General features: G+C 53.3%; 24 protein-coding genes. 13 read left to right on the top strand and 11 right to left on the bottom strand.

Features of this window, described 5'->3' with window-relative positions; translation table 11 throughout:
- Nucleotides 1-12: 12 nt before the first annotated feature.
- Nucleotides 13-264 carry a YciN family protein gene (locus ACOTXC_RS02260; RefSeq protein WP_003856804.1) on the bottom strand — a complete coding sequence of 84 codons (252 nt, stop codon included), beginning with the start codon at nucleotides 262-264 and terminating at the stop codon, nucleotides 13-15.
- 398 nt (nucleotides 265-662) lie between these two features.
- On the opposite strand from ACOTXC_RS02260, the gene topA reads away from it, so the two are divergent.
- The 6 genes from topA (at nucleotide 663) to acnA (ending at nucleotide 8148) form a co-directional block, all read left to right on the top strand.
- Complete coding sequence (gene topA, locus ACOTXC_RS02255; RefSeq protein WP_022648322.1) at nucleotides 663-3260, top strand: type I DNA topoisomerase; 2598 nt, start codon at nucleotides 663-665, stop codon at nucleotides 3258-3260.
- Nucleotides 3261-3446: 186 nt separating this feature from the next.
- Nucleotides 3447-4421: an HTH-type transcriptional regulator CysB gene (gene cysB, locus ACOTXC_RS02250; protein ID WP_006810844.1), complete on the top strand. Its 975-nt coding sequence runs from the start codon at nucleotides 3447-3449 to the stop codon at nucleotides 4419-4421.
- Between the two features lie 336 nt (nucleotides 4422-4757).
- Nucleotides 4758-4898 (top strand): YmiA family putative membrane protein, encoded by a 141-nt coding sequence (locus tag ACOTXC_RS02245; protein ID WP_096168876.1) that lies wholly within the window; start codon nucleotides 4758-4760, stop codon nucleotides 4896-4898.
- A gap of 8 nt (nucleotides 4899-4906) precedes the next feature.
- Entirely contained in the window at nucleotides 4907-5071 is a 165-nt protein-coding gene (locus ACOTXC_RS02240; RefSeq protein WP_162200559.1) for a hypothetical protein, read from the top strand.
- A 137-nt stretch (nucleotides 5072-5208) separates the two neighbouring features.
- The gene (gene ymiC / locus ACOTXC_RS02235; RefSeq protein ID WP_032103392.1) at nucleotides 5209-5307 is read left to right on the top strand and encodes a small membrane protein YmiC; all 99 of its coding nucleotides are present in this window, start codon (nucleotides 5209-5211) and stop codon (nucleotides 5305-5307) included.
- 165 nt (nucleotides 5308-5472) lie between these two features.
- Entirely contained in the window at nucleotides 5473-8148 is a 2676-nt protein-coding gene (gene acnA / locus ACOTXC_RS02230; protein WP_023306390.1) for an aconitate hydratase AcnA, read from the top strand.
- Between the two features lie 37 nt (nucleotides 8149-8185).
- On the opposite strand, the gene ribA is transcribed toward acnA, so the two are convergent.
- Nucleotides 8186-8776 (bottom strand): GTP cyclohydrolase II, encoded by a 591-nt coding sequence (ribA, locus tag ACOTXC_RS02225; RefSeq protein ID WP_013096372.1) that lies wholly within the window; start codon nucleotides 8774-8776, stop codon nucleotides 8186-8188.
- 197 nt (nucleotides 8777-8973) lie between these two features.
- Here ribA and pgpB point away from each other — a divergent pair, with 197 nt between their 5' ends.
- The 5 genes from pgpB (at nucleotide 8974) to yciH (ending at nucleotide 12622) form a co-directional block, all read left to right on the top strand.
- Nucleotides 8974-9741 (top strand): phosphatidylglycerophosphatase B, encoded by a 768-nt coding sequence (gene pgpB / locus ACOTXC_RS02220; RefSeq protein ID WP_032622464.1) that lies wholly within the window; start codon nucleotides 8974-8976, stop codon nucleotides 9739-9741.
- A 148-nt stretch (nucleotides 9742-9889) separates the two neighbouring features.
- The gene (locus tag ACOTXC_RS02215) at nucleotides 9890-10198 is read left to right on the top strand and encodes a LapA family protein (RefSeq protein WP_006810839.1); all 309 of its coding nucleotides are present in this window, start codon (nucleotides 9890-9892) and stop codon (nucleotides 10196-10198) included.
- 6 nt (nucleotides 10199-10204) lie between these two features.
- Entirely contained in the window at nucleotides 10205-11374 is a 1170-nt protein-coding gene (lapB, locus tag ACOTXC_RS02210) for a lipopolysaccharide assembly protein LapB (protein ID WP_003856819.1), read from the top strand.
- A 184-nt stretch (nucleotides 11375-11558) separates the two neighbouring features.
- Nucleotides 11559-12296: an orotidine-5'-phosphate decarboxylase gene (pyrF, locus tag ACOTXC_RS02205; protein ID WP_032624129.1), complete on the top strand. Its 738-nt coding sequence runs from the start codon at nucleotides 11559-11561 to the stop codon at nucleotides 12294-12296.
- On the top strand, nucleotides 12296-12622 hold the full coding sequence (gene yciH, locus ACOTXC_RS02200) for a stress response translation initiation inhibitor YciH (protein ID WP_045308898.1): 327 nt from the start codon (nucleotides 12296-12298) through the stop codon (nucleotides 12620-12622). Before pyrF ends, yciH begins: the two co-directional genes overlap by 1 nt.
- Before the next feature lie 104 nt (nucleotides 12623-12726).
- On the opposite strand, the gene osmB is transcribed toward yciH, so the two are convergent.
- The 3 genes from osmB to ACOTXC_RS02185 all read right to left on the bottom strand — a co-directional run bounded on the left by osmB (nucleotide 12727) and on the right by ACOTXC_RS02185 (nucleotide 14180).
- Nucleotides 12727-12945 (bottom strand): osmotically-inducible lipoprotein OsmB, encoded by a 219-nt coding sequence (osmB, locus tag ACOTXC_RS02195; protein ID WP_003856823.1) that lies wholly within the window; start codon nucleotides 12943-12945, stop codon nucleotides 12727-12729.
- Nucleotides 12946-13207: 262 nt separating this feature from the next.
- Complete coding sequence (locus tag ACOTXC_RS02190) at nucleotides 13208-13960, bottom strand: DNA-binding transcriptional regulator YciT (protein WP_022648316.1); 753 nt, start codon at nucleotides 13958-13960, stop codon at nucleotides 13208-13210.
- 37 nt (nucleotides 13961-13997) lie between these two features.
- Nucleotides 13998-14180, bottom strand: a complete 183-nt coding sequence (locus ACOTXC_RS02185; RefSeq protein WP_022648315.1) for a hypothetical protein — start codon at nucleotides 14178-14180, stop codon at nucleotides 13998-14000.
- 191 nt (nucleotides 14181-14371) lie between these two features.
- Here ACOTXC_RS02185 and ACOTXC_RS02180 point away from each other — a divergent pair, with 191 nt between their 5' ends.
- Nucleotides 14372-15241: a crotonase/enoyl-CoA hydratase family protein gene (locus ACOTXC_RS02180; protein WP_022648314.1), complete on the top strand. Its 870-nt coding sequence runs from the start codon at nucleotides 14372-14374 to the stop codon at nucleotides 15239-15241.
- Here ACOTXC_RS02180 and pdeR read toward each other — a convergent pair.
- The 5 genes from pdeR to ACOTXC_RS02155 form a co-directional block, all read right to left on the bottom strand.
- Nucleotides 15238-17226 (bottom strand): cyclic di-GMP phosphodiesterase, encoded by a 1989-nt coding sequence (gene pdeR / locus ACOTXC_RS02175; protein WP_032624132.1) that lies wholly within the window; start codon nucleotides 17224-17226, stop codon nucleotides 15238-15240. The two genes, ACOTXC_RS02180 and pdeR, sit on opposite strands and share 4 nt — an antisense overlap.
- 206 nt (nucleotides 17227-17432) lie before the next feature.
- Nucleotides 17433-19367 carry an exoribonuclease II gene (locus tag ACOTXC_RS02170; RefSeq protein WP_023300251.1) on the bottom strand — a complete coding sequence of 645 codons (1935 nt, stop codon included), beginning with the start codon at nucleotides 19365-19367 and terminating at the stop codon, nucleotides 17433-17435.
- 88 nt (nucleotides 19368-19455) lie between these two features.
- Nucleotides 19456-20442: an oxidoreductase gene (locus ACOTXC_RS02165; RefSeq protein WP_032676207.1), complete on the bottom strand. Its 987-nt coding sequence runs from the start codon at nucleotides 20440-20442 to the stop codon at nucleotides 19456-19458.
- A 153-nt stretch (nucleotides 20443-20595) separates the two neighbouring features.
- Complete coding sequence (fabI, locus tag ACOTXC_RS02160) at nucleotides 20596-21384, bottom strand: enoyl-ACP reductase FabI (RefSeq protein ID WP_003856831.1); 789 nt, start codon at nucleotides 21382-21384, stop codon at nucleotides 20596-20598.
- A gap of 281 nt (nucleotides 21385-21665) precedes the next feature.
- Nucleotides 21666-22067: a RidA family protein gene (locus tag ACOTXC_RS02155; protein WP_063146366.1), complete on the bottom strand. Its 402-nt coding sequence runs from the start codon at nucleotides 22065-22067 to the stop codon at nucleotides 21666-21668.
- A gap of 134 nt (nucleotides 22068-22201) precedes the next feature.
- Here ACOTXC_RS02155 and ACOTXC_RS02150 point away from each other — a divergent pair, with 134 nt between their 5' ends.
- The gene (locus tag ACOTXC_RS02150; RefSeq protein ID WP_022648309.1) at nucleotides 22202-22792 is read left to right on the top strand and encodes a TetR/AcrR family transcriptional regulator; all 591 of its coding nucleotides are present in this window, start codon (nucleotides 22202-22204) and stop codon (nucleotides 22790-22792) included.
- Here the strand turns inward: ACOTXC_RS02150 and sapF are convergent.
- Nucleotides 22789-23595 carry a putrescine export ABC transporter ATP-binding protein SapF gene (gene sapF, locus ACOTXC_RS02145; protein ID WP_421767368.1) on the bottom strand — a complete coding sequence of 269 codons (807 nt, stop codon included), beginning with the start codon at nucleotides 23593-23595 and terminating at the stop codon, nucleotides 22789-22791. The genes ACOTXC_RS02150 and sapF overlap by 4 nt on opposite strands.
- Between the last annotated feature and the right edge of the window lies 1 nt (nucleotide 23596).

Genomic DNA, 23596 nt, shown 5'->3' with positions numbered 1-23596 from the left:
CGCGTTTTCGTTTTAATCGACCAGGTGGTACTTCTCTGAGAGGGTATGCGCCAGGTATTTAAACATGTTAAACACGGCGGTGCTTTTCGGGGTTGGTAACCCTTGTTCATCAAGGAAGTATTCACCGCTGAACACCAGCACGCCATTACGTTGTTCCACGCCAGTCGCTTCAATCCCCGCCAGGGTGTCTTCATGGTCGCGAATGAGTTTGTTTGCTTCGATAAGCAGTGAAGCTCGGTCAATGGGTTGGGTCGTATTCTGCATATTCCACTCCTTAAACAGTGACAATAGTCTACGCCTGGGTCGCTTCGGGGGCAAATTTTCCCTGCTATTCGCGGGTATAAGGAACAGGGGCTGGCTGGCGGGATTTGCTTTTGCATGCTAATAAAGTTGCGTAACGAATTTTATCAGGTACAGTGTGCGCTTTCGTCATTCTGGCAACAGAATTGCTTGACATTCGACCGGGAATTCGTCACGAATGAACTTTGATGTGAGAAAAATACCCGAAAACTCAATGACCTGGATGTCGCCATACTGACGTTCGGTAAGACAAAGGGGTTGATATCCGCTGACGACGTCGCAATATCAATGGCTCGTCGTCAGCGGAAGGGAAATCAACGTGCGGCGTATTCCTGGAAGAATTAAATTAGGTAAAGGTGAATATGGGTAAAGCTCTCGTCATCGTTGAGTCCCCGGCAAAAGCCAAAACGATCAATAAATATCTGGGCAATGACTACGTGGTTAAGTCCAGCGTTGGTCACATTCGCGATTTGCCGACAAGTGGCTCAGCCAGCAAAAAGAGCGCAGACTCTACCTCCACCAAAGGGGCTAAAAAGCCTAAAAAGGATGAACGTAGCGCGCTTGTCAACCGCATGGGTGTTAACCCATGGCACAACTGGGATGCACAGTACGAAGTGCTGCCAGGCAAAGAAAAAGTCGTTAACGAGCTGAAACAGCTTGCTGAAAAAGCAGACCACATTTATCTCGCAACCGACCTTGACCGCGAAGGGGAGGCCATCGCATGGCACCTGCGGGAAGTGATTGGGGGTGATGACAAACGCTACAGCCGTGTAGTGTTTAACGAAATTACAAAGAATGCGATTCGTCAGGCGTTTGAAAAGCCGGGTGAACTGAATATCGACCGTGTTAACGCTCAGCAGGCGCGTCGCTTTATGGACCGCGTTGTAGGCTACATGGTTTCGCCGTTGCTATGGAAAAAAGTCGCTCGCGGCCTGTCTGCGGGGCGTGTGCAGTCTGTGGCTGTTCGTCTTGTTGTCGAACGTGAACGCGAGATCAAAGCGTTTGTCCCGGAAGAGTTCTGGGAAGTGGATGCGAATGTCACCACGCCGGGCGGCGATGCGCTGCCGTTGCAGGTGAGCCACCACAACGACAAACCGTTCCGTCCTGAAAATCGCGATCAGACCATGGCCGCCGTAGCGCTGCTGGAAAAAGCGCGTTATCAGGTTCTGGATCGTGAAGACAAACCGACCAGCAGCAAGCCTGGCGCACCGTTTATCACGTCAACGCTTCAGCAGGCGGCAAGTACGCGTCTGGGTTACGGCGTGAAGAAAACCATGATGATGGCCCAGCGTTTGTATGAAGCGGGTTACATCACCTACATGCGTACTGACTCCACCAACCTGAGCCAGGACGCTGTCAGCATGGTGCGTGGCTATATCGAGGACAACTTCGGTAAGAAATACCTGCCGGACAGTCCTAATCAGTACGCCAGCAAAGAGAATTCTCAGGAAGCGCACGAAGCGATCCGTCCTTCTGACGTTTCCGTTCTGGCGGAATCTCTTAAAGATATGGAAGCGGACGCCCAGAAGCTGTATCAGCTGATCTGGCGCCAGTTCGTGGCCTGCCAAATGACGCCAGCGAAATACGACTCCACTACGCTGACCGTTGGCGCGGGTGATTTCCGCCTGAAAGCGCGCGGCCGCATTCTGCGTTTCGACGGCTGGACAAAAGTGATGCCTGCGCTGCGTAAAGGTGATGAAGACAGAACGCTGCCTTCCGTCAACAAAGGCGACGAGCTGTCGCTGGTTGATCTGGTACCGGCCCAGCACTTCACCAAGCCGCCTGCGCGTTTCAGCGAAGCGTCGCTGGTAAAAGAGCTGGAAAAACGCGGCATCGGTCGCCCGTCTACCTATGCGTCAATCATTTCGACCATTCAGGATCGTGGATACGTTCGCGTTGAGAACCGTCGTTTCTATGCTGAAAAAATGGGTGAGATTGTTACCGACCGTCTGGAAGCTAACTTCCGTGAGTTGATGAACTATGACTTCACCGCGCAGATGGAGGACAGTCTCGATGAGGTTGCCAGCCATAAGGCCGAGTGGAAGAAAGTTCTCGACAGCTTCTTCAGCGATTTTACCAACCAGCTTGAGAAAGCTGAGAAAGATCCTGAAGAAGGCGGCATGCTGCCTAACCAGATGGTACTGACCAGCATCGACTGCCCAACCTGTGGCCGTAAAATGGGGATCCGTACCGCAACCACGGGCGTGTTCCTCGGCTGTTCTGGTTATGCGCTTTCGCCGAAAGAGCGTTGCAAAACTACTATCAACCTCGTGCCGGAGAACGAAGTTCTCAACGTGCTGGAAGGTGACGATGCGGAGACCAACGCACTGCGCGCCAAGCGCCGCTGTAAGAAATGCGGCACGGCGATGGACAGCTACCTGATCGATCCAAAACGTAAACTGCACGTTTGCGGTAATAACCCAACCTGCGACGGTTATGAGATCGAAGAAGGTGAGTTCCGCATTAAGGGCTATGACGGTCCGATCGTTGAGTGTGAGAAATGTGGTTCCGAAATGCACCTGAAAATGGGACGCTTCGGTAAGTACATGGCATGTACCAACGACGACTGTAAAAACACGCGTAAGATCCTGCGTAACGGTGAAGTTGCGCCGCCGAAGGAAGATCCGGTTCCGCTTCCTGAGCTGCCGTGCGAGAAGTCAGATGCGTATTTCGTGCTGCGTGACGGCGCTGCCGGGGTATTCCTGGCGGCCAACACCTTCCCGAAATCGCGCGAAACCCGTGCGCCGCTGGTAGAAGAGCTGTACCGCTTCCGCGACCGTCTGCCGGAGAAACTGCGTTACCTGGCCGATGCGCCACAGCAGGATCCGGAAGGCAACAAAACCGTGGTGCGCTTTAGCCGTAAAACGAAGCAGCAGTACGTGGCGGCAGAGAAAGAGGGTAAAGCGACCGGTTGGTCAGCCTTCTTTGTCGACGGGAAATGGGTTGAAGGTAAAAAATAATCTTCACTTACCGTAACTTACCTTTGAAAGGGCCGGACTTCCGGCCCTTTTTTATTACGTTGTTATTATTTTTTGTTCCGTACTATACAGCCTGGCTATAAATGATATAGTGGTTATAGTTAACCCGTTTCTTATTATCAAATCGTATTAAGCGATTGACGCATGCGCTAAATCGGATGGTCTGGCATGAAATTACAGCAGCTTCGCTATATCGTTGAGGTCGTCAATCATAACCTCAATGTCTCTTCCACCGCAGAAGGTCTTTATACCTCGCAGCCTGGCATCAGTAAGCAGGTGCGTATGCTGGAGGATGAATTAGGTATTCAGATATTTGCCCGCAGCGGTAAGCACCTGACTCAGGTCACGCCGGCAGGGCAGGAAATCATTCGCATCGCACGAGAAGTGCTTTCCAAAGTCGACGCCATTAAATCCGTCGCCGGGGAACATACCTGGCCGGATAAAGGCTCCCTTTATATTGCCACCACGCACACGCAGGCGCGTTATGCGCTTCCCGGGGTGATCAAAGGTTTCATCGAACGCTATCCCCGCGTTTCCCTGCATATGCATCAGGGCTCACCGACGCAAATCGCAGAGGCCGTGTCTAAAGGCAATGCTGATTTTGCCATCGCGACGGAAGCTCTTCATCTGTACGATGATCTGGTCATGCTCCCGTGCTACCACTGGAACCGCTCTATTGTCGTGACCCCCGATCATCCGCTGGCGGGGAAGGGCGAAGTGACAATCGAAGAGCTGGCGCAATACCCGCTGGTTACCTATACGTTCGGATTTACGGGCCGTTCTGAGCTAGACACCGCCTTTAACCGCGCCGGATTAACGCCACGGATCGTCTTCACTGCAACGGATGCGGACGTCATTAAAACGTACGTGCGTCTGGGTCTGGGCGTAGGCGTTATTGCCAGCATGGCGGTGGATCCTGTATCAGACCCGGATCTGGTGCGTCTGGACGCGCATGATATCTTCAGCCACAGCACCACCAAGATAGGTTTTCGTCGCAGCACGTTCCTTCGCAGCTATATGTATGATTTTATTCAGCGCTTCGCACCGCATTTAACACGTGACGTGGTCGACACGGCCGTGGCGTTACGCTCCAATGAAGACATCGAAGAGATGTTTAAAGACATCAAACTTCCTGCCAAATAATTACACCCGGTATCTTTCTCTTCTGGAAAGATACCGGTTTCCCCCTTTAAATCTAAATTAGAATTAACCTCATCTGCGCCTACTGTCATATATCGTCATAACCCATTTGATGAATAGGGTTTTACTGTCGCAAATTTGCGACAAAAGTAGAAACTAATTTACAGGTGTGCAAATTATTCTTTTCAATTATTTATTTCTGGTCAAAAGATTGAATTTTCCCAGGCTCAGATTCGTAAATTCACTGGCTTTTCGGCTAAAGTTTCTTTAGGATTTATCTCATCAGATGATTACTTGTGCCAATTGTTTGGTCTCTAAATGATAAGCGATATCGATTGTATGAGGTTAGCAATGCCGTCAGGAAGTGAAGAACCGCAAAGGGATCCCGCGCTTAAGCGTAAAGCCTGGCTGGCGGTCTTTCTCGGCTCTGCCCTGTTCTGGGTGGTTGTTGCTCTTCTCGTCTGGAAATATTGGGGTTGAATATGGTCATGACGGTGCGTACTGACGCGAGAAAAGAGATGTGTCAGCTTCGTGACAATGCTCACAAAGCGCGTAAGGCGCCAGGAACCAGCGTGCCAGCCTCCTGGCAACTGACGCCACAGCAGCAGGCCTTTATTGATGTGTTCGCAGAAGACGAACCCAAAAAACAATAATTTTGATTTTTGCGTAATGATGCAAATAGTCTGAATAAAGACTGTGCACTTTTGTACTCCTTAATAAATACACATCAGCAATATAGAACGAGGGCAGACCTCGCATCCTTAAATAATTAAAGTCTGGTGTCCCTATGATGAATAACATGACAACCGTAAAATACTGGTCATGGCTCGGCGTATTCTCAGCGTCGATCCTCTTCTGGTGTCAGCTCCTCTGGCTGGCCTTACACTAAATCGTAAAACCTCGCCACGGCGGGGTTTTTTGTTTAATCCCTCGCGTTGGACCATTCCTAAATTTATCAATTTGGGTTGTTATCAAAACGTTACGACATCTTTGTGTTATCTTTAATTACAGCCCTGATGATTGTCAGGACATCCCTGTTTTTAAGGAGGAGCTTATGTCGTTAACCCTACGCGAAGCCAGTAAGGACACATTACAGGCGGAAAATAAAACCTGGCGCTACTACAGCTTACCGCTGGCTGCCAGGACGCTTGGGGACATTTCGCGGTTACCCAAGTCGTTGAAAGTACTACTGGAAAACCTCTTGCGCTGGCAAGATGGCGACTCGGTTACCGAGGAGGATATCCAGGCTCTGGCAGGGTGGCTGAAAAATGCTCATGCAGACAAAGAAATTGCCTACCGCCCGGCCAGGGTATTGATGCAGGATTTCACCGGCGTGCCGGCGGTTGTGGACTTGGCCGCCATGCGTGAAGCTGTTAAGCGTCTCGGGGGCGATACGGCTAAGGTGAACCCGCTCTCACCGGTAGACCTCGTCATCGACCACTCCGTCACCGTCGACCACTTCGGCGACGACGATGCTTTCGGTGAAAACGTCCGTCTGGAGATGGAACGTAACCATGAACGCTATGTCTTCCTCAAATGGGGTCAGCAGGCGTTCAGCCGCTTCAGCGTTGTTCCACCAGGCACCGGCATTTGTCACCAGGTCAACCTGGAATATCTCGGCAAAGCCGTCTGGAGTGAATTGCAGGATAAAGAGTGGGTGGCTTACCCGGATACGCTGGTGGGCACCGATTCACACACGACCATGATTAACGGCCTTGGCGTTCTGGGCTGGGGCGTCGGTGGTATTGAAGCGGAAGCGGCCATGCTCGGCCAGCCGGTATCGATGCTCATTCCCGATGTGGTGGGCTTTAAGCTGACCGGTAAATTGTCCGAAGGCATTACCGCCACGGATCTGGTTCTGACGGTCACCCAGATGCTGCGTAAGCATGGCGTGGTGGGTAAATTCGTTGAATTTTATGGTGATGGTCTGGATTCACTGCCGCTGGCGGACCGGGCCACCATCGCCAACATGGCGCCGGAATATGGTGCGACCTGCGGCTTTTTCCCGATTGATAGCGTTACGCTTGAGTATATGCGCCTCAGTGGTCGCAGCGAGGAGCAGGTGGCGCTCGTAGAGGCCTACACCAAAGCGCAGGGCATGTGGCGTAACCCGGGTGACGAGCCGGTATTTACCAGCACGCTGGAATTGGATATGGGCACCGTTGAGGCAAGCCTCGCAGGGCCGAAACGACCGCAGGACCGCGTCGCCCTGAGCAACGTTCCGAAAGCCTTTGCCGCCAGCAATGAGCTGGAGGTTAACGCCGCGCAAAAAGATCACCGTCCTGTGGACTATGTTCTGAACGGGCATCAGTATCAGCTCCCTGACGGCGCCGTGGTGATCGCCGCTATCACCTCCTGTACCAACACGTCCAACCCGAGTGTGCTGATGGCAGCCGGGCTGCTAGCGAAAAAAGCGGTAGAACTGGGGCTCAAGCCACAGCCGTGGGTTAAGGCGTCGCTGGCGCCTGGTTCGAAAGTGGTTTCCGATTACCTGGCGCAGGCCAGACTCACGCCGTACCTCGACGAGTTGGGCTTTAACCTGGTGGGCTACGGCTGTACGACCTGCATCGGTAACTCTGGTCCACTGCCTGAGCCTATTGAAGTGGCGATCAAGCAGGGTGATTTGACCGTTGGCGCGGTACTTTCCGGTAACCGAAACTTTGAGGGGCGTATTCATCCGCTGGTGAAAACCAACTGGCTGGCCTCGCCGCCGCTGGTTGTAGCCTATGCTCTGGCCGGAAACATGAACATTAACCTGGCGACCGATCCGATTGGTCACGATCGCAAAAACGAACCTGTCTATCTGAAAGACATCTGGCCATCATCGCGTGAAATTGCGCGCGCGGTAGAGAAAGTTTCCACCGAGATGTTCCGCAAAGAGTATGCGGAAGTGTTCGAAGGTACAGCGGAATGGAAAGCGATCGACGTGGTGGGTTCCGATACCTATGACTGGCAGGATGATTCCACCTATATTCGTCTGTCGCCCTTCTTCGATGAGATGCTGGCGGAGCCTGCACCGCTGAAAGATATTCACGGCGCGCGCATTCTGGCGATGCTGGGCGATTCCGTCACCACTGACCATATCTCACCAGCGGGGAGCATCAAAGCGGACAGTCCGGCAGGTCGGTATCTGCAAAGCCGTGGCGTGGAACGTCGCGATTTTAACTCCTACGGTTCGCGCCGCGGTAACCACGAAGTGATGATGCGCGGGACATTTGCTAACATCCGCATTCGTAATGAAATGGTCCCGGGCGTGGAAGGGGGCATGACGCGCCACCTGCCAGATACAGAGGTCATTTCAATTTATGACGCAGCCATGAAGTATCAGCAGGAGGGTACGCCACTGGCCGTTATTGCCGGTAAAGAGTACGGCTCTGGTTCCAGTCGCGACTGGGCGGCTAAAGGTCCACGTCTGCTCGGGGTTCGCGTGGTGATTGCCGAATCCTTTGAACGTATCCACCGCTCAAACCTGATCGGGATGGGGATCCTGCCGCTGGAGTTCCCGCAGGGCATAACGCGTAAAACGCTGGGTCTGACCGGGGAAGAGCAGATTGATATCAGCGGTCTGCAAAATCTGCAACCGGGTAAAACCGTTCCGGTGAAGTTAACGCGGGCAGATGGTACAACAGAAGTGCTGGATTGTCGGTGTCGTATTGATACGGCAACAGAGCTAACCTATTACCAGAATGACGGCATTTTACATTATGTGATTCGTAAAATGCTGGACTGATAAATCTCGCCCGGCAGAAGTGCCGGGCGTTTTGCGTTTACTCGCTCAGCAGGTGCCCCATCTTTGCAGCTTTGGTATCGAGGTAGTGCGCGTTTTTCGGATTGCGGCCAACAATCAGCGGCACGCGTTCAACGATATTGATGCCCGCTTCAGTGAGGATCTCCACTTTCTTCGGGTTATTGGTCAACAGACGCACTTCGTCCACGCCCAGCAGCTTGAACATATCTGCGCAGAGGGTGAAATCGCGCTCGTCAGCAGCAAAGCCGAGCTGATGGTTGGCTTCGACGGTATCATAGCCCTGATCCTGCAACGCGTAGGCGCGGATTTTATTCAGCAGACCGATATTGCGTCCTTCCTGGCGGTGATACAGCAGCACGCCACGTCCTTCCTCTGCGATATGAGAAAGAGCGGCTTCGAGCTGGAAACCGCAGTCACAGCGCAGGCTGAAGAGCGCGTCACCGGTCAGACACTCAGAATGAACGCGGGACAGTACCGGCGTCTGCCCCGAAATGTCACCGTATACCAGGGCGACGTGATCTTGTCCGGTTGCCAGTTCTTCAAAACCCACCATCAGGAAATCGCCCCATGGGGTTGGCAGTTTGGCTTCTGCCACACGTTTAAGCTGCATGTGATTCTCCATACCAGGCTGACACGTTTCGTGCCTTTGCCCCATTTTGCTTTCTGTATTGGACTATTTTGCCACAAGCCCGGCTACTTCACCTAATCACCACCACGCTATACGGACGTTAAACGCACGATCCGACATATCCACCAGAAGGTGGAAATTCAGTTATGATTGTGGTGCTTAGTGAAAAAGGAGAGGACATGCTTTCAATTGCCAGACGCACGGCCGCAGGCGCCGCCGTATTGCTTGTTATACCCCTGATCGTTTGGTTCTCCGGCTGGATGTGGAAGCCCGGACAAAACGAGACGTGGCTGAAAGCCTTATACTGGATAACTGAGACGGTCACCCAGCCCTGGGGGATTATAACGCACGTGCTGCTCTGTGCCTGGTTCCTGTGGTGCCTGCGCTTTCGTCTTCGCGCGGCGCTGGTATTATTTGCCATTCTCGGAGGCGCCATTCTTGTCGGGCAGGGGGTGAAGTCGTGGGTGAAAGATCGCGTGCAGGAACCCCGTCCCTTTGTTATCTGGCTGGAAAAAACGCACCATATTCCGGTAGATGAGTTCTACACTTTAAAGCGTAAGGATCGCGGGGCGTTGGTGAAAGAACAGCTTGCGGAACAGCAGGATATCCCGACATTTTTACGCAAACACTGGCAAAAAGAGACCGGCTTTGCGTTTCCTTCCGGACATACGATGTTTGCTGCCAGCTGGGCGCTACTCGGCGTGGGGCTGCTTTGGCCACGTCGACGTACCCTCACGATTGCGATTTTGCTGGTCTGGGCGACAGGCGTAATGGGCAGCCGGATGCTGCTGGGGATGCACTGGCCGCGTGATTTGGTGGTGGCTACGCTGATTTCGTGGGTACTGGTTACGCTGGCGACCTGGCTTGCACAACGTTTCTGTGGGCCTCTGACGCCACCGCAGGAAGAGAAGGAAGAAATAGCCGAAAGGGAGTCTGGCGGAACCTGAAGCTTGATATTCCGCATTTTGACCATAAATCCATGAAGGGCGCATTACTTTTTCCGTTTCGCGCCCGCCACTAAAATGGTAGCTTATAAGGCTGATTGCAGTGAGTTGAACACGCTTTATACGCTCGAACCACATAACGGGAAGTCATGTGAAATATTTACTCATTTTCTTACTGGTGTTGGCGATTTTTGTCATTTCAGTCACATTGGGCGCGCAAAACGATCAACAGGTAAGTTTCAACTATCTGCTGGCGCAGGGCGAGTACCGGGTGTCGAGCCTGCTGGCTGTGTTATTCGCAGCGGGTTTTGTCATCGGCTGGCTTGTATGTGGCCTGTTCTGGCTTAAGGTTCGTGTTTCCCTTGTTCGCGCTGAACGTAAAATTAAACGACTTGAACATCAACTTACGCCTGCGACTGACATTCCGGCGAGCTCTGGTGTGCCGGTAGTCAAGGAATAATCGAATATGCTGGAGTTGTTGTTTCTGCTTTTGCCTGTCGCCGCAGCCTATGGCTGGTATATGGGCCGCAGAAGCGCGCAACAAACAAAACAGGATGAAGCAAACCGACTCTCCCGTGACTACGTTGCGGGGGTGAACTTCCTGCTGAGCAATCAGCAGGATAAAGCGGTCGATCTGTTCCTCGACATGCTCAAAGAGGATACCGGCACCGTAGAGGCGCATCTCACCCTGGGAAACCTGTTCCGCTCGCGCGGAGAGGTTGACCGTGCCATCCGTATCCACCAGACCCTGATGGAAAGCGCATCGTTGACCTATGAGCAACGGTTGCTGGCCGTGCAGCAGTTGGGCAGAGATTACATGGCGGCGGGCCTGTACGATCGCGCAGAAGATATGTTCTCTCAGCTGGTGGATGAGACCGATTTCCGTATCGGTGCGCTTCAGCAACTTCTGCAAATCTACCAGGCAACCAGCGACTGGCAAAAAGCGATTGATACCGCCGAACGGCTGGTCAAACTCGGCAAAGACAAACAGCGCGTCGAAATTGCCCATTTTTACTGCGAGCTGGCCCTTCAGCAAATGGGTAGCGATGACATGGATAAGGCCATGGCATTGCTAAAAAAAGGCGCCGCGGCCGATCGCAACAGCGCCCGCATCTCGATAATGATGGGGCGGGTCTTTATGGCTAATGGTGATTACGCCAAAGCCGTGGAAAGCCTGCTTCGCGTTATCGATCAGGACAAAGAGCTGGTCAGCGAAACACTGGAAATGCTGCAAACCTGCTATCAGCAGTTAGGTAAGCAGGACGAGTGGGTTGCATTCCTGCGCCGCTGTGTTGAAGAAAACACCGGTGCCACAGCCGAGCTGATGCTGTCGGATGTCGTCGAAGAGCACGAAGGGAGTGATACCGCCCAGGTATACATTACCCGTCAGTTGCAGCGCCATCCGACGATGCGCGTCTTCCACAAGCTGATGGATTATCATCTTAACGATGCAGAAGAAGGGCGCGCTAAAGAGAGCCTGATGGTGCTGCGAGACATGGTCGGTGAACAGGTGCGGAGCAAGCCGCGCTATCGCTGCCAGAAATGCGGCTTCACCGCCTATTCGCTCTACTGGCATTGCCCTTCCTGCCGGGCCTGGTCCACCATCAAGCCAATTCGTGGTCTGGACGGGCAGTGATTTTTTAAAACACTCCATTTTAGTTACAACATACTAAAGAGTGCATTATTTCTTTCAGCACCATGCGGTCTGTGGTTCAGCAGGAAAAGCATTCGATTCTGTTCATTTACCCCGAGGGCAGGTAGAATGCACGCCGTTTATCTGTTCCGCGCCGCTGCGCGCCCATAGACGAAAAGGGCTGGTCATGACGTCTGTTACTTCCTCCACTTCCCGCGTAGTTACCGATTCTCCTGTAGTTGTTGCTCTGGATTACAATAACCGTGACGCCGCACTGGCCTTTGTTGATGGTATTGATCCCCGGGATTGCCGTCTTAAAGTAGGCAAAGAGATGTTTACGCTGTTCGGTCCGCAAATCGTCCGCGATCTGCACCAGCGTGGTTTCGACGTTTTCCTCGACCTGAAATTCCACGATATTCCGAATACCACTGCCCACGCCGTTGCTGCGGCGGCTGAACTGGGTGTGTGGATGGTTAACGTTCATGCCTCCGGTGGGGCACGTATGATGACGGCTGCGCGCGAAGCGCTGGTGCCGTTTGGCAATGACGCTCCGCTTCTTATCGCCGTCACCGTGCTGACCAGTATGGATGAATCTGACCTTCGTGACCTGGGTGTGACGTTGTCACCTGCCGAACATGCGGAGCGTCTGGCGCGCCTCACGCAACAGTGTGGGCTTGATGGCGTGGTCTGTTCAGCTCAGGAGGCGGTTCGCTTCAAATCTGAGTTAGGCCGCGAATTTAAACTGGTGACGCCAGGTATCCGTCCGGCAGGCAGCGAGTCAGGGGATCAGCGACGCATCATGACGCCAGAGCAGGCGCTGAGCGCGGGGGTAGACTATATGGTAATTGGTCGCCCGGTGACGCAATCCGCTTATCCGGCAGAGACTCTGAAAGCGATTAATGCATCACTGAAAAAGGGGGCATAATGCGTGATGCCAACACTCGTCTGGTCTATTCAACAGATACCGGGCGCATTGAAGAGCCAAAAGAGAAAGTTGAACGTCCGAAAGGTGATGGAATCGTGCGTATTCAGCGCCAGACCAGTGGCAGAAAAGGGAAAGGCGTTTGCCTTATCACCGGCATTGATCTGGATGATGCAGAGCTGGTAAAGCTCGCCGCTGAGCTTAAAAAGAAGTGCGGATGCGGTGGGGCACTAAAAGACGGCATAATTGAGATTCAGGGCGATAAGCGGGATTTAATTAAAACGCTCCTGGAAGCCAAAGGTATGAAAGTCAAACTGGCGGGCGGTTAAAATAAATGAGCCACGGACATTGCCGTGGCTCTTTTTTTTACGTGCGTAAGTCAGACCTGAAAATACAAAATATATTATTATACCGGTGAGAGCCGTTATGGTGATTATTTGCCCACCTGGTGACCGATAATACCACCTACGGCAGCACCACCTAATGTACCCAGCGTACTACCATCCGTTAATACTGCACCACCAAGCGCACCAGCACCGGCACCAATCGCGGTGTTACGGTCACGTTTAGACCAGTTAGAGCAAGCGCTCAGAGACATTGCTACAGTGATTGCCAGAACAGCGGCGGCTAATTTTTTGCTGGTAAAGGTCATAATACTTTCTCCTGAATTATCGATTCACGGAAAGGAATGCACTTTAAGTATAGACAATATCCATACTTAAATTCTGTTCCCGTGAAAGCTGGTCGCGCAGGCGTTACATCATCACGCAGGTGATAGTCACTTCCTGTTATATCGCTAATATTAATTTTACGTGTTTAGAACAGTTTCAACAGGTAAAAACTCTTAAAGGAAGGGTCGGAATACTCTCAGAGAAAGGTTTAAGTGCGCCCATTATTCGGGCGCTGCAGGATAATCAGGCCGTTTTTTTCACAATATCGACAGTCAGGCCGTCTTGTTCTAATTGCTGGCGATATTCATCGCGTAAACGCTCATCCGTGATCACACGGCTGAAGCGCGAAGCCGGACCCATCGTATAAGGGTGTACGGCGCCAAACTTAGAGCTATCGGTCAGCACAATCGCTTCACACTCTTTGGCGAGTACGGCGTTCACCACGTCTGAACGCATCATGTCGCGACCGGTAAAGCCGGTGTCGGGCTGCCAGCCGTCAATGCCAATGAATGCCTTACTGAAGTGAACCTGCTGAACATACTGACGCGTTAATGGCCCCACCATGCTTTCGCTTTTCTTCTGGTAAATGCCGCCCAGCAGAATGACCTCGCAGCGAGTTTCCTTCAACAGATGGGCGATATAGCTGCTTACGGTAATGATGGTAACGTCTTTTTGATCGGCAAGCGTGCGCGCCAGAAGGGCGTTACTGCTGCCATTTTCAATAAAGACGGTCTCACCGTTATTCACTAAGGATGCAGCAAACTCCGCCAGTTCCCGCTTGAGCGCAAAATTGTTCATCATGCGGGTTTCAACGTCGTCGCTGTCCAGTGGAACGGCATATCCGTGCGCACGCCGCAGGTAGCTCTGTTTTTCCAGAAGATTCAGATCCTGACGAATGGTGACTTCAGAAACGCCGGTAGCTTTAGCGAGATCGACTACGCTTACGCGTCCCTGATCGATCACCATCTGCAAAATGATTTGTTGTCGGGAATTCATAGCATCCATTTAAAAGGCAAGGGCGAAAACGACGTGGTTACACTTCCCACGGGGCTTTTGGTTGAGTGGATTCTGATGCGTTATCAGTGCCGTTCTCAGCCAGCAGTTCAGACTTGAGGATCTCAAGATTACGGATAGCAGAGTGATAATCGCCCGCGACAAGAATATCCAGCACAGTATCAATACGCTGTGCCACGGCTGTTGCATCAATGTTAGACATAAGCTCACCCTGAAGCGAAAAGTTAATATTATCAATGATGCAGAAAATTGATTCAAAAGAGAAGGTAAAAAATGCAATAACCAAAGTTCATAAATGAAAGTGACAAATTTAACCCCCGTATGCTGCGGGTTGTAGGGGTAGATTAGTCTAAAACTGCGCGCAACGCGCTTTTTTATAAGAGGAATTCGACTATGACAGTTATCAACCAGACAACCTGCACATTGTTTACTGATGCTGAACGATTCACTCAACTGGCGGCTTATTATGAGGCCGAACGGCGCACGGTGTGGATGATGTTACGTGCCACGCCACGGCCTTGCTTCAATCATGCGCTGATCGAGGAGATCATGAATCTCTCCTGGCTGGTTCGCCAGTCCGGATATGTCGTTGATTTTTGGGTCACCGGATCGCTGGTCCCTGACATCTACAATACCGGCGGTGATTTACAATTCTTCGTTGAGTGCATCAAAAACAACCGACGCGAAGCGTTACGCGCCTATGCCCGGGCCTGTGTGGACTGCGTTCATGCCGCCTCACGAGGGTTCGATACCGGTGCTGTCACGCTGGCGATGGTGGAAGGAAGCGCGTTAGGGGGCGGGTTTGAAGCCGCGCTCGCGCATCATTTCATTCTGGCCCAGCGCGATGCCCGATTAGGCTTTCCGGAAATCGCGTTCAATCTGTTCCCGGGCATGGGCGGTTATTCACTGGTGGCGCGTCGTGCCGGCATGAAAATGGCAGAGGCGCTGATTTATAAAGGTGAGTCGCATACGGCGGAATGGTATGAACAACACGGTCTTGTGGATCTCTTATTCGAGCCGTTACAGAGCTATGTTTCGGTACGGACGTTTATCGACACGCTACAGCCGAAGCTGAACGGCGTAAGGGCCATGCTGCGCGCGCGTACGCGTGTTCTGCCACTTCCGCGAAGCGAGTTGATGGACATTACAGAGGATTGGGTGGATGCCGCCTTCTGCCTTGAACCGAAGGATATCGCCTACATGGAGCGGCTGGTTATGCTGCAAAATCGCCATCAGGCGACGGGCTTACGCAAAGCCAGCTAACGGACATTCCTGGCCTGATAGCGCTTTAGCCATCGCTCGAATGCGGCTGCGGGCATGGGCTTAGCAAAAAGATAACCCTGCCGTTCGTTGACGCCATTCTTCGTCAGAAAGGCGTCTTCTTTTGCACTCTCCACCCCTTCAGCAATGACCTGCAGATTCAACGCCTGTGCCACGGCGACTATCGCGCGCACGAGCGACTGTGAAATGGACTGCTTATGGATATCCCGGACGAAGGACTGGTCAAGCTTGATGGCGTCGATAGGGAAGCGCGCCAGCTGCGACAGGGAAGAGTACCCCGTACCAAAGTCATCAAGGTGAATTTGCGCCCCCAGGCGGCTAAATTGCTGGATCACTGACAGGGCCAGCTCTTCATTTTCGATGAGACAGCTTTCGGTCAATTCCACGTCAATCGGGCAGTATTCAAAATTCAGGTCTTTCAGCGCCTGCTTCAGGTCACTGAAGATGGTCTGGTCCGCCAGCTGACGGGCGGAGACGTTGACCGCGACGCGCAGGTTGATCCCTTTGTCGCGCCATTTTGCCACCTGGCGCACCACATCGAGCATAACCCAGCGGCCAAGGGGCACTATCAGCCCTGACTCTTCTGCATAGGAGATAAATTCCATCGGCGGGATCAGGCCACGCTCTGGTGACTGCCAGCGCACCAGCGCCTCCAGACTTCTGACTTCGCCGCGCCAGGTCATTTTTGGCTGGTAGTGAATTAACAGCTGATCGTTATCCAGCGCTTTACGCAGGTTGGTATCCAGCCACAGATATTCAAATACGCGCTGGTTCATCTCTGGCGAGAAGACGCAGAATTTACCCCGGCCATTTTCCTTGGCGGTGTACATGGCGGTGTCGGCATTGCGAATGACGCTTTCCCGATCGTTACCGTGCTGGGGCGCAAGCGCGATACCAAGCGAGCAGCCAGTGTAAACCTCTATCAGCCCGATGCGGAAAGGCTGCCGCAGTCGGGTCAGAATGCGCGACGCCATAGCTTCCAGAGCGCCCTGCGAGGTATCGGTGGCCATCACGATAAACTCATCCCCACCCAGGCGCGCCAGGGTTTGTCCGTCGTCCAGGCAACTCAGGATCGCCAGCGCAACGGCCTGTAGCAGCTGGTCGCCAAACATATGCCCATAGGCATCGTTCACTTTTTTAAAGTTATCCAGATCGAGATAAACCACGCCCACCTGCGTTTCACCCCGGGAGGTGATGGCGTCGGAGATCAGCTCATGGATGGCATTTCGGTTAGGCAAACCGGTAATCGTATCCGTATTGGCGAGAACGCGCAGGCGCTCCTGGGCCCGACGCTCTTCCGTGATGTCGGTACCCGAACAGATGAGGAAAATTTCATTTTTCCCGCTGCCGCTGTGAACGAATTTATTTCTGAAGAGAAACAGGCGTTGCCCCTTGCGGGTCTTGATCCAGCGTTCGACTTCGTAGGAGCTGCCGTTACGAAAAAAACCGGTGATGTTGCGTTTTGAGGCCGCGGCTTCGCTGCGGCTCATGAACAGTTTAAACACGTTTTGCCCGATGACTTCCTGTTCCTTCAGGCCCGTATATTCTTCACTTAAACGGTTGAAGCGCTGAATATTCCCGTTCTGGTCGAGGATGACAATTACGGAGTTAGCTTCGGACACCACCTGTTCGGCGAAGGAGAGTCCCTGCGCCAGATCGCGCGCCACGGAAGGCGTGTCGTTCCATGCTGATGCCGTTCCCGCCCACTCATTTTTGTTAATTTTACGACCGACAAGATGGACGGGAACGTCCAAACCATACAAGGGAAGGGTCATGGCAATGCTGGCGGTGATAACGGTGAGCTGGCGAATCAGAGCAGCCTGCTCATCGTCCAGCGCAACCACCTGAACGATGTCAGCGCTTTCACTGGCAGCAAGATGCAGAGCATTGCTGTCTGCTGTTAGTCGCCACCAGGGGCTATGCGTACCCATGTAACGAAACAGCAAATTCTGCTCCAGATCGTCCATCCCGTTTTCTCCCGCGGCTGCTGAGTAGCGCACAAATTATTCATTTGCAGTCGACTATGACGGCTCTTTTTACTGTAGATAATTCTGGCGAAATGTGGCGGTAGGAAACAGAAAAGTGTGAGAAAAAACGATGATTTTGCGAGAGATAATACTGGGGAGAACTCCCGGCCATCCCTGAACGGAACGGCCGGGAGTCTACGCGGTTATCAGGCGACAGGGCGCGCGATAATGCTGCGGGTTTCCATGCGGACTTCAGCGATGTTTACATCAATCACGTCAGTGACTTTGTAAACCGTTTCGCCTTTAATTTGCACGGTCCCGTTTTCCTGGCTACAAACCAGTTCGTCGCGAACGGCATGCAGGAACGGGGCAGGAATAAAGGCAACGGCGCCATTATCCACCAGACGCACGCGCATACCGCCGCGGCTGATGTCAATGATTTCAGCCGGGAAACGGGTGTCAGTCCCTGCCTTATCATTCAGGAAACGCGCGTACAACCAGTCGCCGACATCACGCTCCGCCATACGGTTCAGACGGCGACGCTCTGCCATCTGCAACGTAGTCTCATCCTGTGGGCGGGCAACAGATTCCCCTTTGATGATCGCTTTCAGCAGACGATGGTTAACCATGTCGCCGTACTTACGGATCGGGGAGGTCCAGGTGGCGTAAGCCTCAAGACCGAGACCGAAGTGCGGGCCTGGCTCCGTGCTGATTTCCGCAAAGGACTGGAAGCGGCGAATGCGGCTGTCAAGGAAACCTGACGGCTGTGCGTCCAGCTCGCGGCGCAGCTTGCAGAAGCCTGGCAGGGTCAGCACCTCTTCCGGATCGACGTGGACGTCATGGGTTTTGAGCAGGGCGGCCAGCGCTTCGGTGTTAGCCGGGTCAAAGCCGGTGTGCACGTTGTAAATGCCAAAGCCTAACTTGTCGCGCAGCACGCGTGCGGCGCAAATGTTGGCGGAGATCATCGCTTCTTCAACGATACGGTTGGCAATACGGCGTGGCTCGGCGACGATATTGAGCACTTCGCCTTTTTCCCCCAGCACAAAGCGGTAGTCCGGGCGGTCCTTAAATACCAGCGCGTGGGTCTGGCGCCACTCACTGCGGCTCTGGCAGACGCGATGCAGCAGACGAATTTGCGCAGCGATATTATCGGATTCAGGCTTCCAGCTGCCGGTATTTTCCAGCCAGTCGGACACGTTGTCATAAGCCAGTTTAGCTTTGGATTCGATAGTGGCGGCGAAGAATTCGATATCTTCTTCAATGGTACCGTCAGCCGCGATGGTCATGCGGCAGGCCAGTACCGGACGCACTTCATGGGGACGCAGGGAGCAGAGATCGTCGGAAAGCTCGCGCGGCAGCATCGGGATGTTGAAGCCCGGCAGGTAGTTGGTGAACGAACGCACTTTGGCCATTTCGTCCAGCTTGCTGCCTTCGACAATCCATGCGGTAGGGTCGGCGATGGCGACGGTCAGATGCATTTTGCCATCCGCTGCCTCTTCGGCATACAGCGCATCGTCCATATCCTCGGTGCTGGCGCTGTCGATGGTGACAAAGTCCAGCGCTGTCAGATCGCGACGCTCAAGACCTTCGTCCTGCATTTTGGTCGCTACGCCATCCGGCGCTTCTTTTTCGAGGTTGTGGCGCGCCAGCGTCACCCACCATGGGACGAAATGGTCGTCGCCAAAGGTGATGAACTGGGTCAGCTCGGCGTAGAAACCACGATCGCCTTTTAAAGGATGACGGCGCATTTCGGCAACCGCCCAGTCACCCTCGACAAAGTCATGCTCAACGCCACGCGCAGCGCGGCAAGGGATGGCATCTTTCAGGAGAGGATGATCCGGTACGATAGAAAGACGATCGTCTTTTTTATGCACTTTCCCGACAAAGCGGGTCAGGAAAGGTTCGATCAGTGCTTCCGGCTCGGCAGACTCTCGTTCCTTTTCGGTATGAATAACGGCCGAAATGCGGTCGCCATGCATCACTTTCTTCATCTGAGGAGGCGGAATGAAGTAGCTCTTCTGTCCGTCAACTTCAAGAAAGCCAAAGCCCTTTTCCGTGGCTTTTACGACCCCTTCTGCACGGGGCGTCTGGGAATGTAGTTGCTGTTTAAGCTGCGCTAGCAGCGGGTTGTCCTGAAACATAATGTTCTATTTTCGTAGCCATTGAGCGGCTGACAGTTTTACGCGATTCTCACTGCTACAGCAAGCGCTCTTTAGGTAAAGCGTGTGGTTATTCCTCTTTGCCAAGCGCCACGCGAAGACGGTCCAGCCAGCCATTAAAAGCGCCGTGGGTTAACAGGTTAATTGCCTTGCCCGGCGGGATACCGGCCTCCGTGAGAGGCGTTAACTGGGCGGCGCTAAAACGATCGGGAGACGTAAGCAGCAGCGCATGGGCGGCTGAGAGCGATGCAGATGGCTGGGCTTCGCTTTGTGGGTGGTTAACCAGTATCTCGCCCGTCAGATTCAGCAGCATCGGCTCATGGCAGAGAACCGGCGTGAGCGCTGAAAGCGCAGGTTCGGCCTGCCAGCGTGAGAGCGCCTCAAGTTGAACCGCACTGGCATATTTTAGTTCGACTACGGGCTGGGTGGCTGTCCATCGGGTAAAGCTCAGCGGTAGTGTATGGGGCTGAATGTGGTGTCCCGGTAGCCAGCGTACCGGATGGCCAAGCAGCGCCTGAAACACTGCAACCGCCCGCGCCTGAAAACCAGTAAAGCCGATGATCTGGTTGATAAGCACAATGTCATACGTTGTCAGTCCCACCTCATCAAGCTGAGTTTGCGCTTTATCGTCAATGACGTCCGGAGAGCTCGCCAGCTGGCGGGCATACTGAGTGATTTCTGCAAGGCGTCGATTGCTTTCCCGGGAAGAGTCGGGGCCCGGAAGGGGGGCGAGGAGCGCCGCGTAGTGGTTACAGAGCCGCTGGACGCCACACGCCTGGGAAACCGTCAACGCCGTGCTCAGTCTGTCGTAGGCGCTAAGCGTGTGCAGACGGTTTACGGGAGTATCGAGCGGGAATAAGAGGCGGCACAAGGTTCGGGCTGGCGTAAGCCACCCACAACAGCTTGCGGCAATGTCGTCAGGCAGGGCTAAATCGAGCAAAAAACGATCGTCGACGTTAGCGGCTTCAGGCACCAGCGGCAGAACGTCCGTCTGCGAATGATTCGACTGGGTTTCGTGATACCAGTGGCCTTTGCCGGAAAAACGGCGTTGTTCCATGGGCGTTCCTTGATCTCAAAATGGCGATCAATATCCTGGCGTAAGGCGGATGAGGGGAAAAATATTGTTAGGTGATAACAAATAGCAGAACGGAATAACGAAGTGCGGGGAGGGGAGAAAACTCTCTTCCCAGGCGGGAAGAGAGTAACAGACTTATTTGATTTCCAGCTCGTTCATGGCAGCGATGTTGAAGCCGCCGTCCACGTGAACCACTTCGCCGGAGATACCTGCGGAAAGGTCAGAGCACAGGAATGCCGCAGAGTTACCCACATCTTCGATGGTAACGGTACGACGAATCGGGGTAACCGCTTCGCAATGTGCCAGCATTTTACGGAAATCTTTGATACCGGAAGCGGCCAGAGTACGGATTGGACCCGCAGAAATTGCGTTAACACGCACGCCTTCAGGACCCATTGCGTTCGCCATATAGCGCACGTTGGCTTCCAGAGACGCTTTCGCCAGACCCATAACGTTGTAGTTAGGGATAGCGCGTTCTGCGCCCAGGTAGGACAGGGTCAGCAGGGCTGCGCCCGGGTTCAGCATCGCGCGGCAGGATTTTGCCATCGCAACGAAGCTGTAGGAGCTGATGTCATGAGCGATTTTGAAGCCATCACGGGTAACCGCGTTCACGTAGTCGCCGTCCAGCTGATCGCCCGGAGCGAAGCCGATGGAGTGAACGAAACCGTCGAATTTCGGCCATGCTTTTGCCAGTTCAGCAAACATGCCATCAATGCTTTCGTCTTGTGCAACGTCACATTCCAGAACAATGCTGGAACCCAGCTGCGCGGCAAATTCTTCAACACGGCCTTTCAGCTTGTCGTTCTGGTAGGTGAACGCCAGCTCAGCGCCTTCGCGATGCATAGCCTGTGCGATGCCGTATGCGATGGACAGTTTGCTGGCAACGCCAGTTACCAGAATGCGCTTACCGGAAAGAAAACCCATAGCTTTAATCCTTATATTCATTGCTTATTTTGCCTTGTAATTCATAGCGTTACAGGCAGTATTTCAAAATCATTCGAAATTAGCTCGAAATTATAGCCCACTCACAGCCCCTTGTGTCACGATATTTCTCGCTCACGTGCCGTGACTGGGCGCACGAAAGACGTTGAACTGACTCTTTATCAGGCTATTTCGTGTGTATTCCAGCAGTATATCACCGGGGGCTGGGTTCGCCTCATCCAACCAGAGGTTGGCCAGAAGCTTCACGCTAAGACGGCCGGATATTAATTCGCTGGCGAGGGGATTCGGGCAATAACCTTAATTTCAAAATCAAATCCGGCCAGCCAGTTAACGCCGATAGCCGTCCAGTTTGGGTAAGGTGGCTGTGGAAACACCAGTTTTTTCACCTCCATGATGACGGGGAACTGGTTTTCTGGATCGGTATGAAACGTCGTGACATCAATCAGATCGTCAAAAGTGCATCCTGCGGCGGCCAAAGTCGCGTGTAAATTATCGAATGCCAACTGCACCTGAGCGGCGAAATCAGGTTCAGGCGTGCCATCGCTGCGGCTGCCGACCTGACCGGAAACAAATAACAGATCGCCAGAGCGAATAGCAGCCGAATAGCCATGCTCCTCATAAAGGGCATGTCGATTGGCAGGGAAGACAGGATTACGTGGATGCATGGCATTTCCTTTTCTGTCAGAGGCGTTGTTGTGGTTACTTAAGAGAAGTAACATACGCAATGTATGTGAAAAAAAATGTAATTCACATACGCCTCGTATGTCAAATTAAAAATATCGCTTTTATAGGAAGTTCTATGGCTACAAAACGTCGTGCTGAAACAGCTCAGGAAAATCGCGAAAAATTGATTCATGCGGCGCGAAAGGCGTTTGCTGAGAAAGGCTTTGCTGCAGCGTCGATGGATGAACTGACGGCAAGCGTGGGGTTAACGCGCGGTGCGCTGTATCATAATTTCAGAGATAAGAAAGGGTTACTGGCGGCGGTGGTCGCGCAGATAGACAGCGAAATGGCGGGCAACGCGAAAGCCGTTGCCGCGGCCACAGACGATGATTGGGAGAGACTGCTGGCGGAAGGCATCGCCTACATCAACATGGCGCTCGTTCCGGAAGTTCAGCGTATCGTGCTTCTTGACGGTCCGGCCGTTCTGGGCGATCCGGCGCAATGGCCCAGCCAGAACAGCTGTCTTGAGTCGACCCGCCAGACCATCGAAAAATTAATCGAACGCAACGTGCTTAAAAAAATGGATGCGAAAGTCGCAGCCCATCTGTTGAACGGCGTTGCGCTGAATGCTGCCTTGATGATTGCCGCGAGTGACGAGCCGCAGAAGACGCTGCCGCATGCCATCGAGGTGTTTACTCTGCTGGCAAGCGGGTTACGCAACGGCTAACGATCTTTCCGCCACGCATCGGCCGTCAATGCTTCACCAAAGTGTCCGGCAATCAGGCGTTTTGTCAGGTCGTGGAGCGGGGAGGCCAGCACGTCAGCGGTACTGCCGCGCTCAACGACTTCACCCTGGTGCATCACCAGCACCTGATCGCTGATGTGCTTCATCATGCCCAGGTGCTGAGTCACGTAGATATACGATATCCCCTGCTTTTCCTGTAGCTCCAGCATCAGGTTGATGAGTTGCGAACGCATCGACATGTCCAGCGACGCCAGCGCTTCGTCGGCGATAATGACCTTCGGGCGCAGGATCAGCGCGCGGGCCAGTCCGAGACGCTGTTTTTGGCCCGGAGCCAGCATGTGGGGGTAATAGCTGACATGGTCGGGCAGGAGACCTACCAGACGCAGGGTTTCGACAATCCGTTTGCGACGCGCTTCCGGCTCCAGGTCGGTATTCAACCGCAGCGGGAAATCCAGGATCTGCGAAATACGCTGGCGCGGGTTGAGGGACGTTGACGGATCCTGAAAAATCATCCGAATGCGCTGGCTGCGGAAAGAGTAGTCACCAAATTCCAGAGTATGATCGTCAATCAGTATTTCACCGCCGCTTGGCTCAACCATACCCGCGAGCATTTTTGCCAGGGTCGATTTGCCCGAGCCGTTTTCACCGATAATCGCCAGCGTCTGCTTTTCGCGCAGCGTAAAGCTCAGCGGTTTAACCGCCTCGACGGTCTGACGGTGAAACAGGCCGGTGCGATAGCGAAAGGTCTTACTCAGGTTACGCACTTCCAGTAAGGTTTCGACCATT

Source organism: Enterobacter cloacae complex sp. IR5428, assembly GCF_049238585.1.
Lineage (GTDB): Bacteria > Pseudomonadota > Gammaproteobacteria > Enterobacterales > Enterobacteriaceae > Enterobacter > Enterobacter intestinihominis.
Note: the sequence above shows the minus strand (reverse complement) of the source record. Positions and strands in the feature narration are given on the sequence as shown.

Coding starts and splice junctions, on each gene's coding strand:
- yciH (WP_045308898.1), top strand. CDS start 12,296: ATGCGTGATGCCAACACTCGTCTGGTCTATTCAACAGATACCGGGCGC.
- pdeR (WP_032624132.1), bottom strand. CDS start 17,226: ATGGACGATCTGGAGCAGAATTTGCTGTTTCGTTACATGGGTACGCAT.
- cysB (WP_006810844.1), top strand. CDS start 3,447: ATGAAATTACAGCAGCTTCGCTATATCGTTGAGGTCGTCAATCATAAC.
- pgpB (WP_032622464.1), top strand. CDS start 8,974: ATGCTTTCAATTGCCAGACGCACGGCCGCAGGCGCCGCCGTATTGCTT.
- pyrF (WP_032624129.1), top strand. CDS start 11,559: ATGACGTCTGTTACTTCCTCCACTTCCCGCGTAGTTACCGATTCTCCT.
- ACOTXC_RS02245 (WP_096168876.1), top strand. CDS start 4,758: ATGAGGTTAGCAATGCCGTCAGGAAGTGAAGAACCGCAAAGGGATCCC.
- topA (WP_022648322.1), top strand. CDS start 663: ATGGGTAAAGCTCTCGTCATCGTTGAGTCCCCGGCAAAAGCCAAAACG.
- osmB (WP_003856823.1), bottom strand. CDS start 12,945: ATGACCTTTACCAGCAAAAAATTAGCCGCCGCTGTTCTGGCAATCACT.
- lapB (WP_003856819.1), top strand. CDS start 10,205: ATGCTGGAGTTGTTGTTTCTGCTTTTGCCTGTCGCCGCAGCCTATGGC.
- fabI (WP_003856831.1), bottom strand. CDS start 21,384: ATGGGTTTTCTTTCCGGTAAGCGCATTCTGGTAACTGGCGTTGCCAGC.
- ACOTXC_RS02180 (WP_022648314.1), top strand. CDS start 14,372: ATGACAGTTATCAACCAGACAACCTGCACATTGTTTACTGATGCTGAA.
- ribA (WP_013096372.1), bottom strand. CDS start 8,776: ATGCAGCTTAAACGTGTGGCAGAAGCCAAACTGCCAACCCCATGGGGC.
- ACOTXC_RS02190 (WP_022648316.1), bottom strand. CDS start 13,960: ATGAATTCCCGACAACAAATCATTTTGCAGATGGTGATCGATCAGGGA.
- ACOTXC_RS02150 (WP_022648309.1), top strand. CDS start 22,202: ATGGCTACAAAACGTCGTGCTGAAACAGCTCAGGAAAATCGCGAAAAA.
- ACOTXC_RS02240 (WP_162200559.1), top strand. CDS start 4,907: ATGACGGTGCGTACTGACGCGAGAAAAGAGATGTGTCAGCTTCGTGAC.
- ACOTXC_RS02260 (WP_003856804.1), bottom strand. CDS start 264: ATGCAGAATACGACCCAACCCATTGACCGAGCTTCACTGCTTATCGAA.
- ymiC (WP_032103392.1), top strand. CDS start 5,209: ATGAATAACATGACAACCGTAAAATACTGGTCATGGCTCGGCGTATTC.
- ACOTXC_RS02155 (WP_063146366.1), bottom strand. CDS start 22,067: ATGCATCCACGTAATCCTGTCTTCCCTGCCAATCGACATGCCCTTTAT.
- sapF (WP_421767368.1), bottom strand. CDS start 23,595: ATGGTCGAAACCTTACTGGAAGTGCGTAACCTGAGTAAGACCTTTCGC.
- acnA (WP_023306390.1), top strand. CDS start 5,473: ATGTCGTTAACCCTACGCGAAGCCAGTAAGGACACATTACAGGCGGAA.
- ACOTXC_RS02170 (WP_023300251.1), bottom strand. CDS start 19,367: ATGTTTCAGGACAACCCGCTGCTAGCGCAGCTTAAACAGCAACTACAT.
- ACOTXC_RS02185 (WP_022648315.1), bottom strand. CDS start 14,180: ATGTCTAACATTGATGCAACAGCCGTGGCACAGCGTATTGATACTGTG.
- ACOTXC_RS02165 (WP_032676207.1), bottom strand. CDS start 20,442: ATGGAACAACGCCGTTTTTCCGGCAAAGGCCACTGGTATCACGAAACC.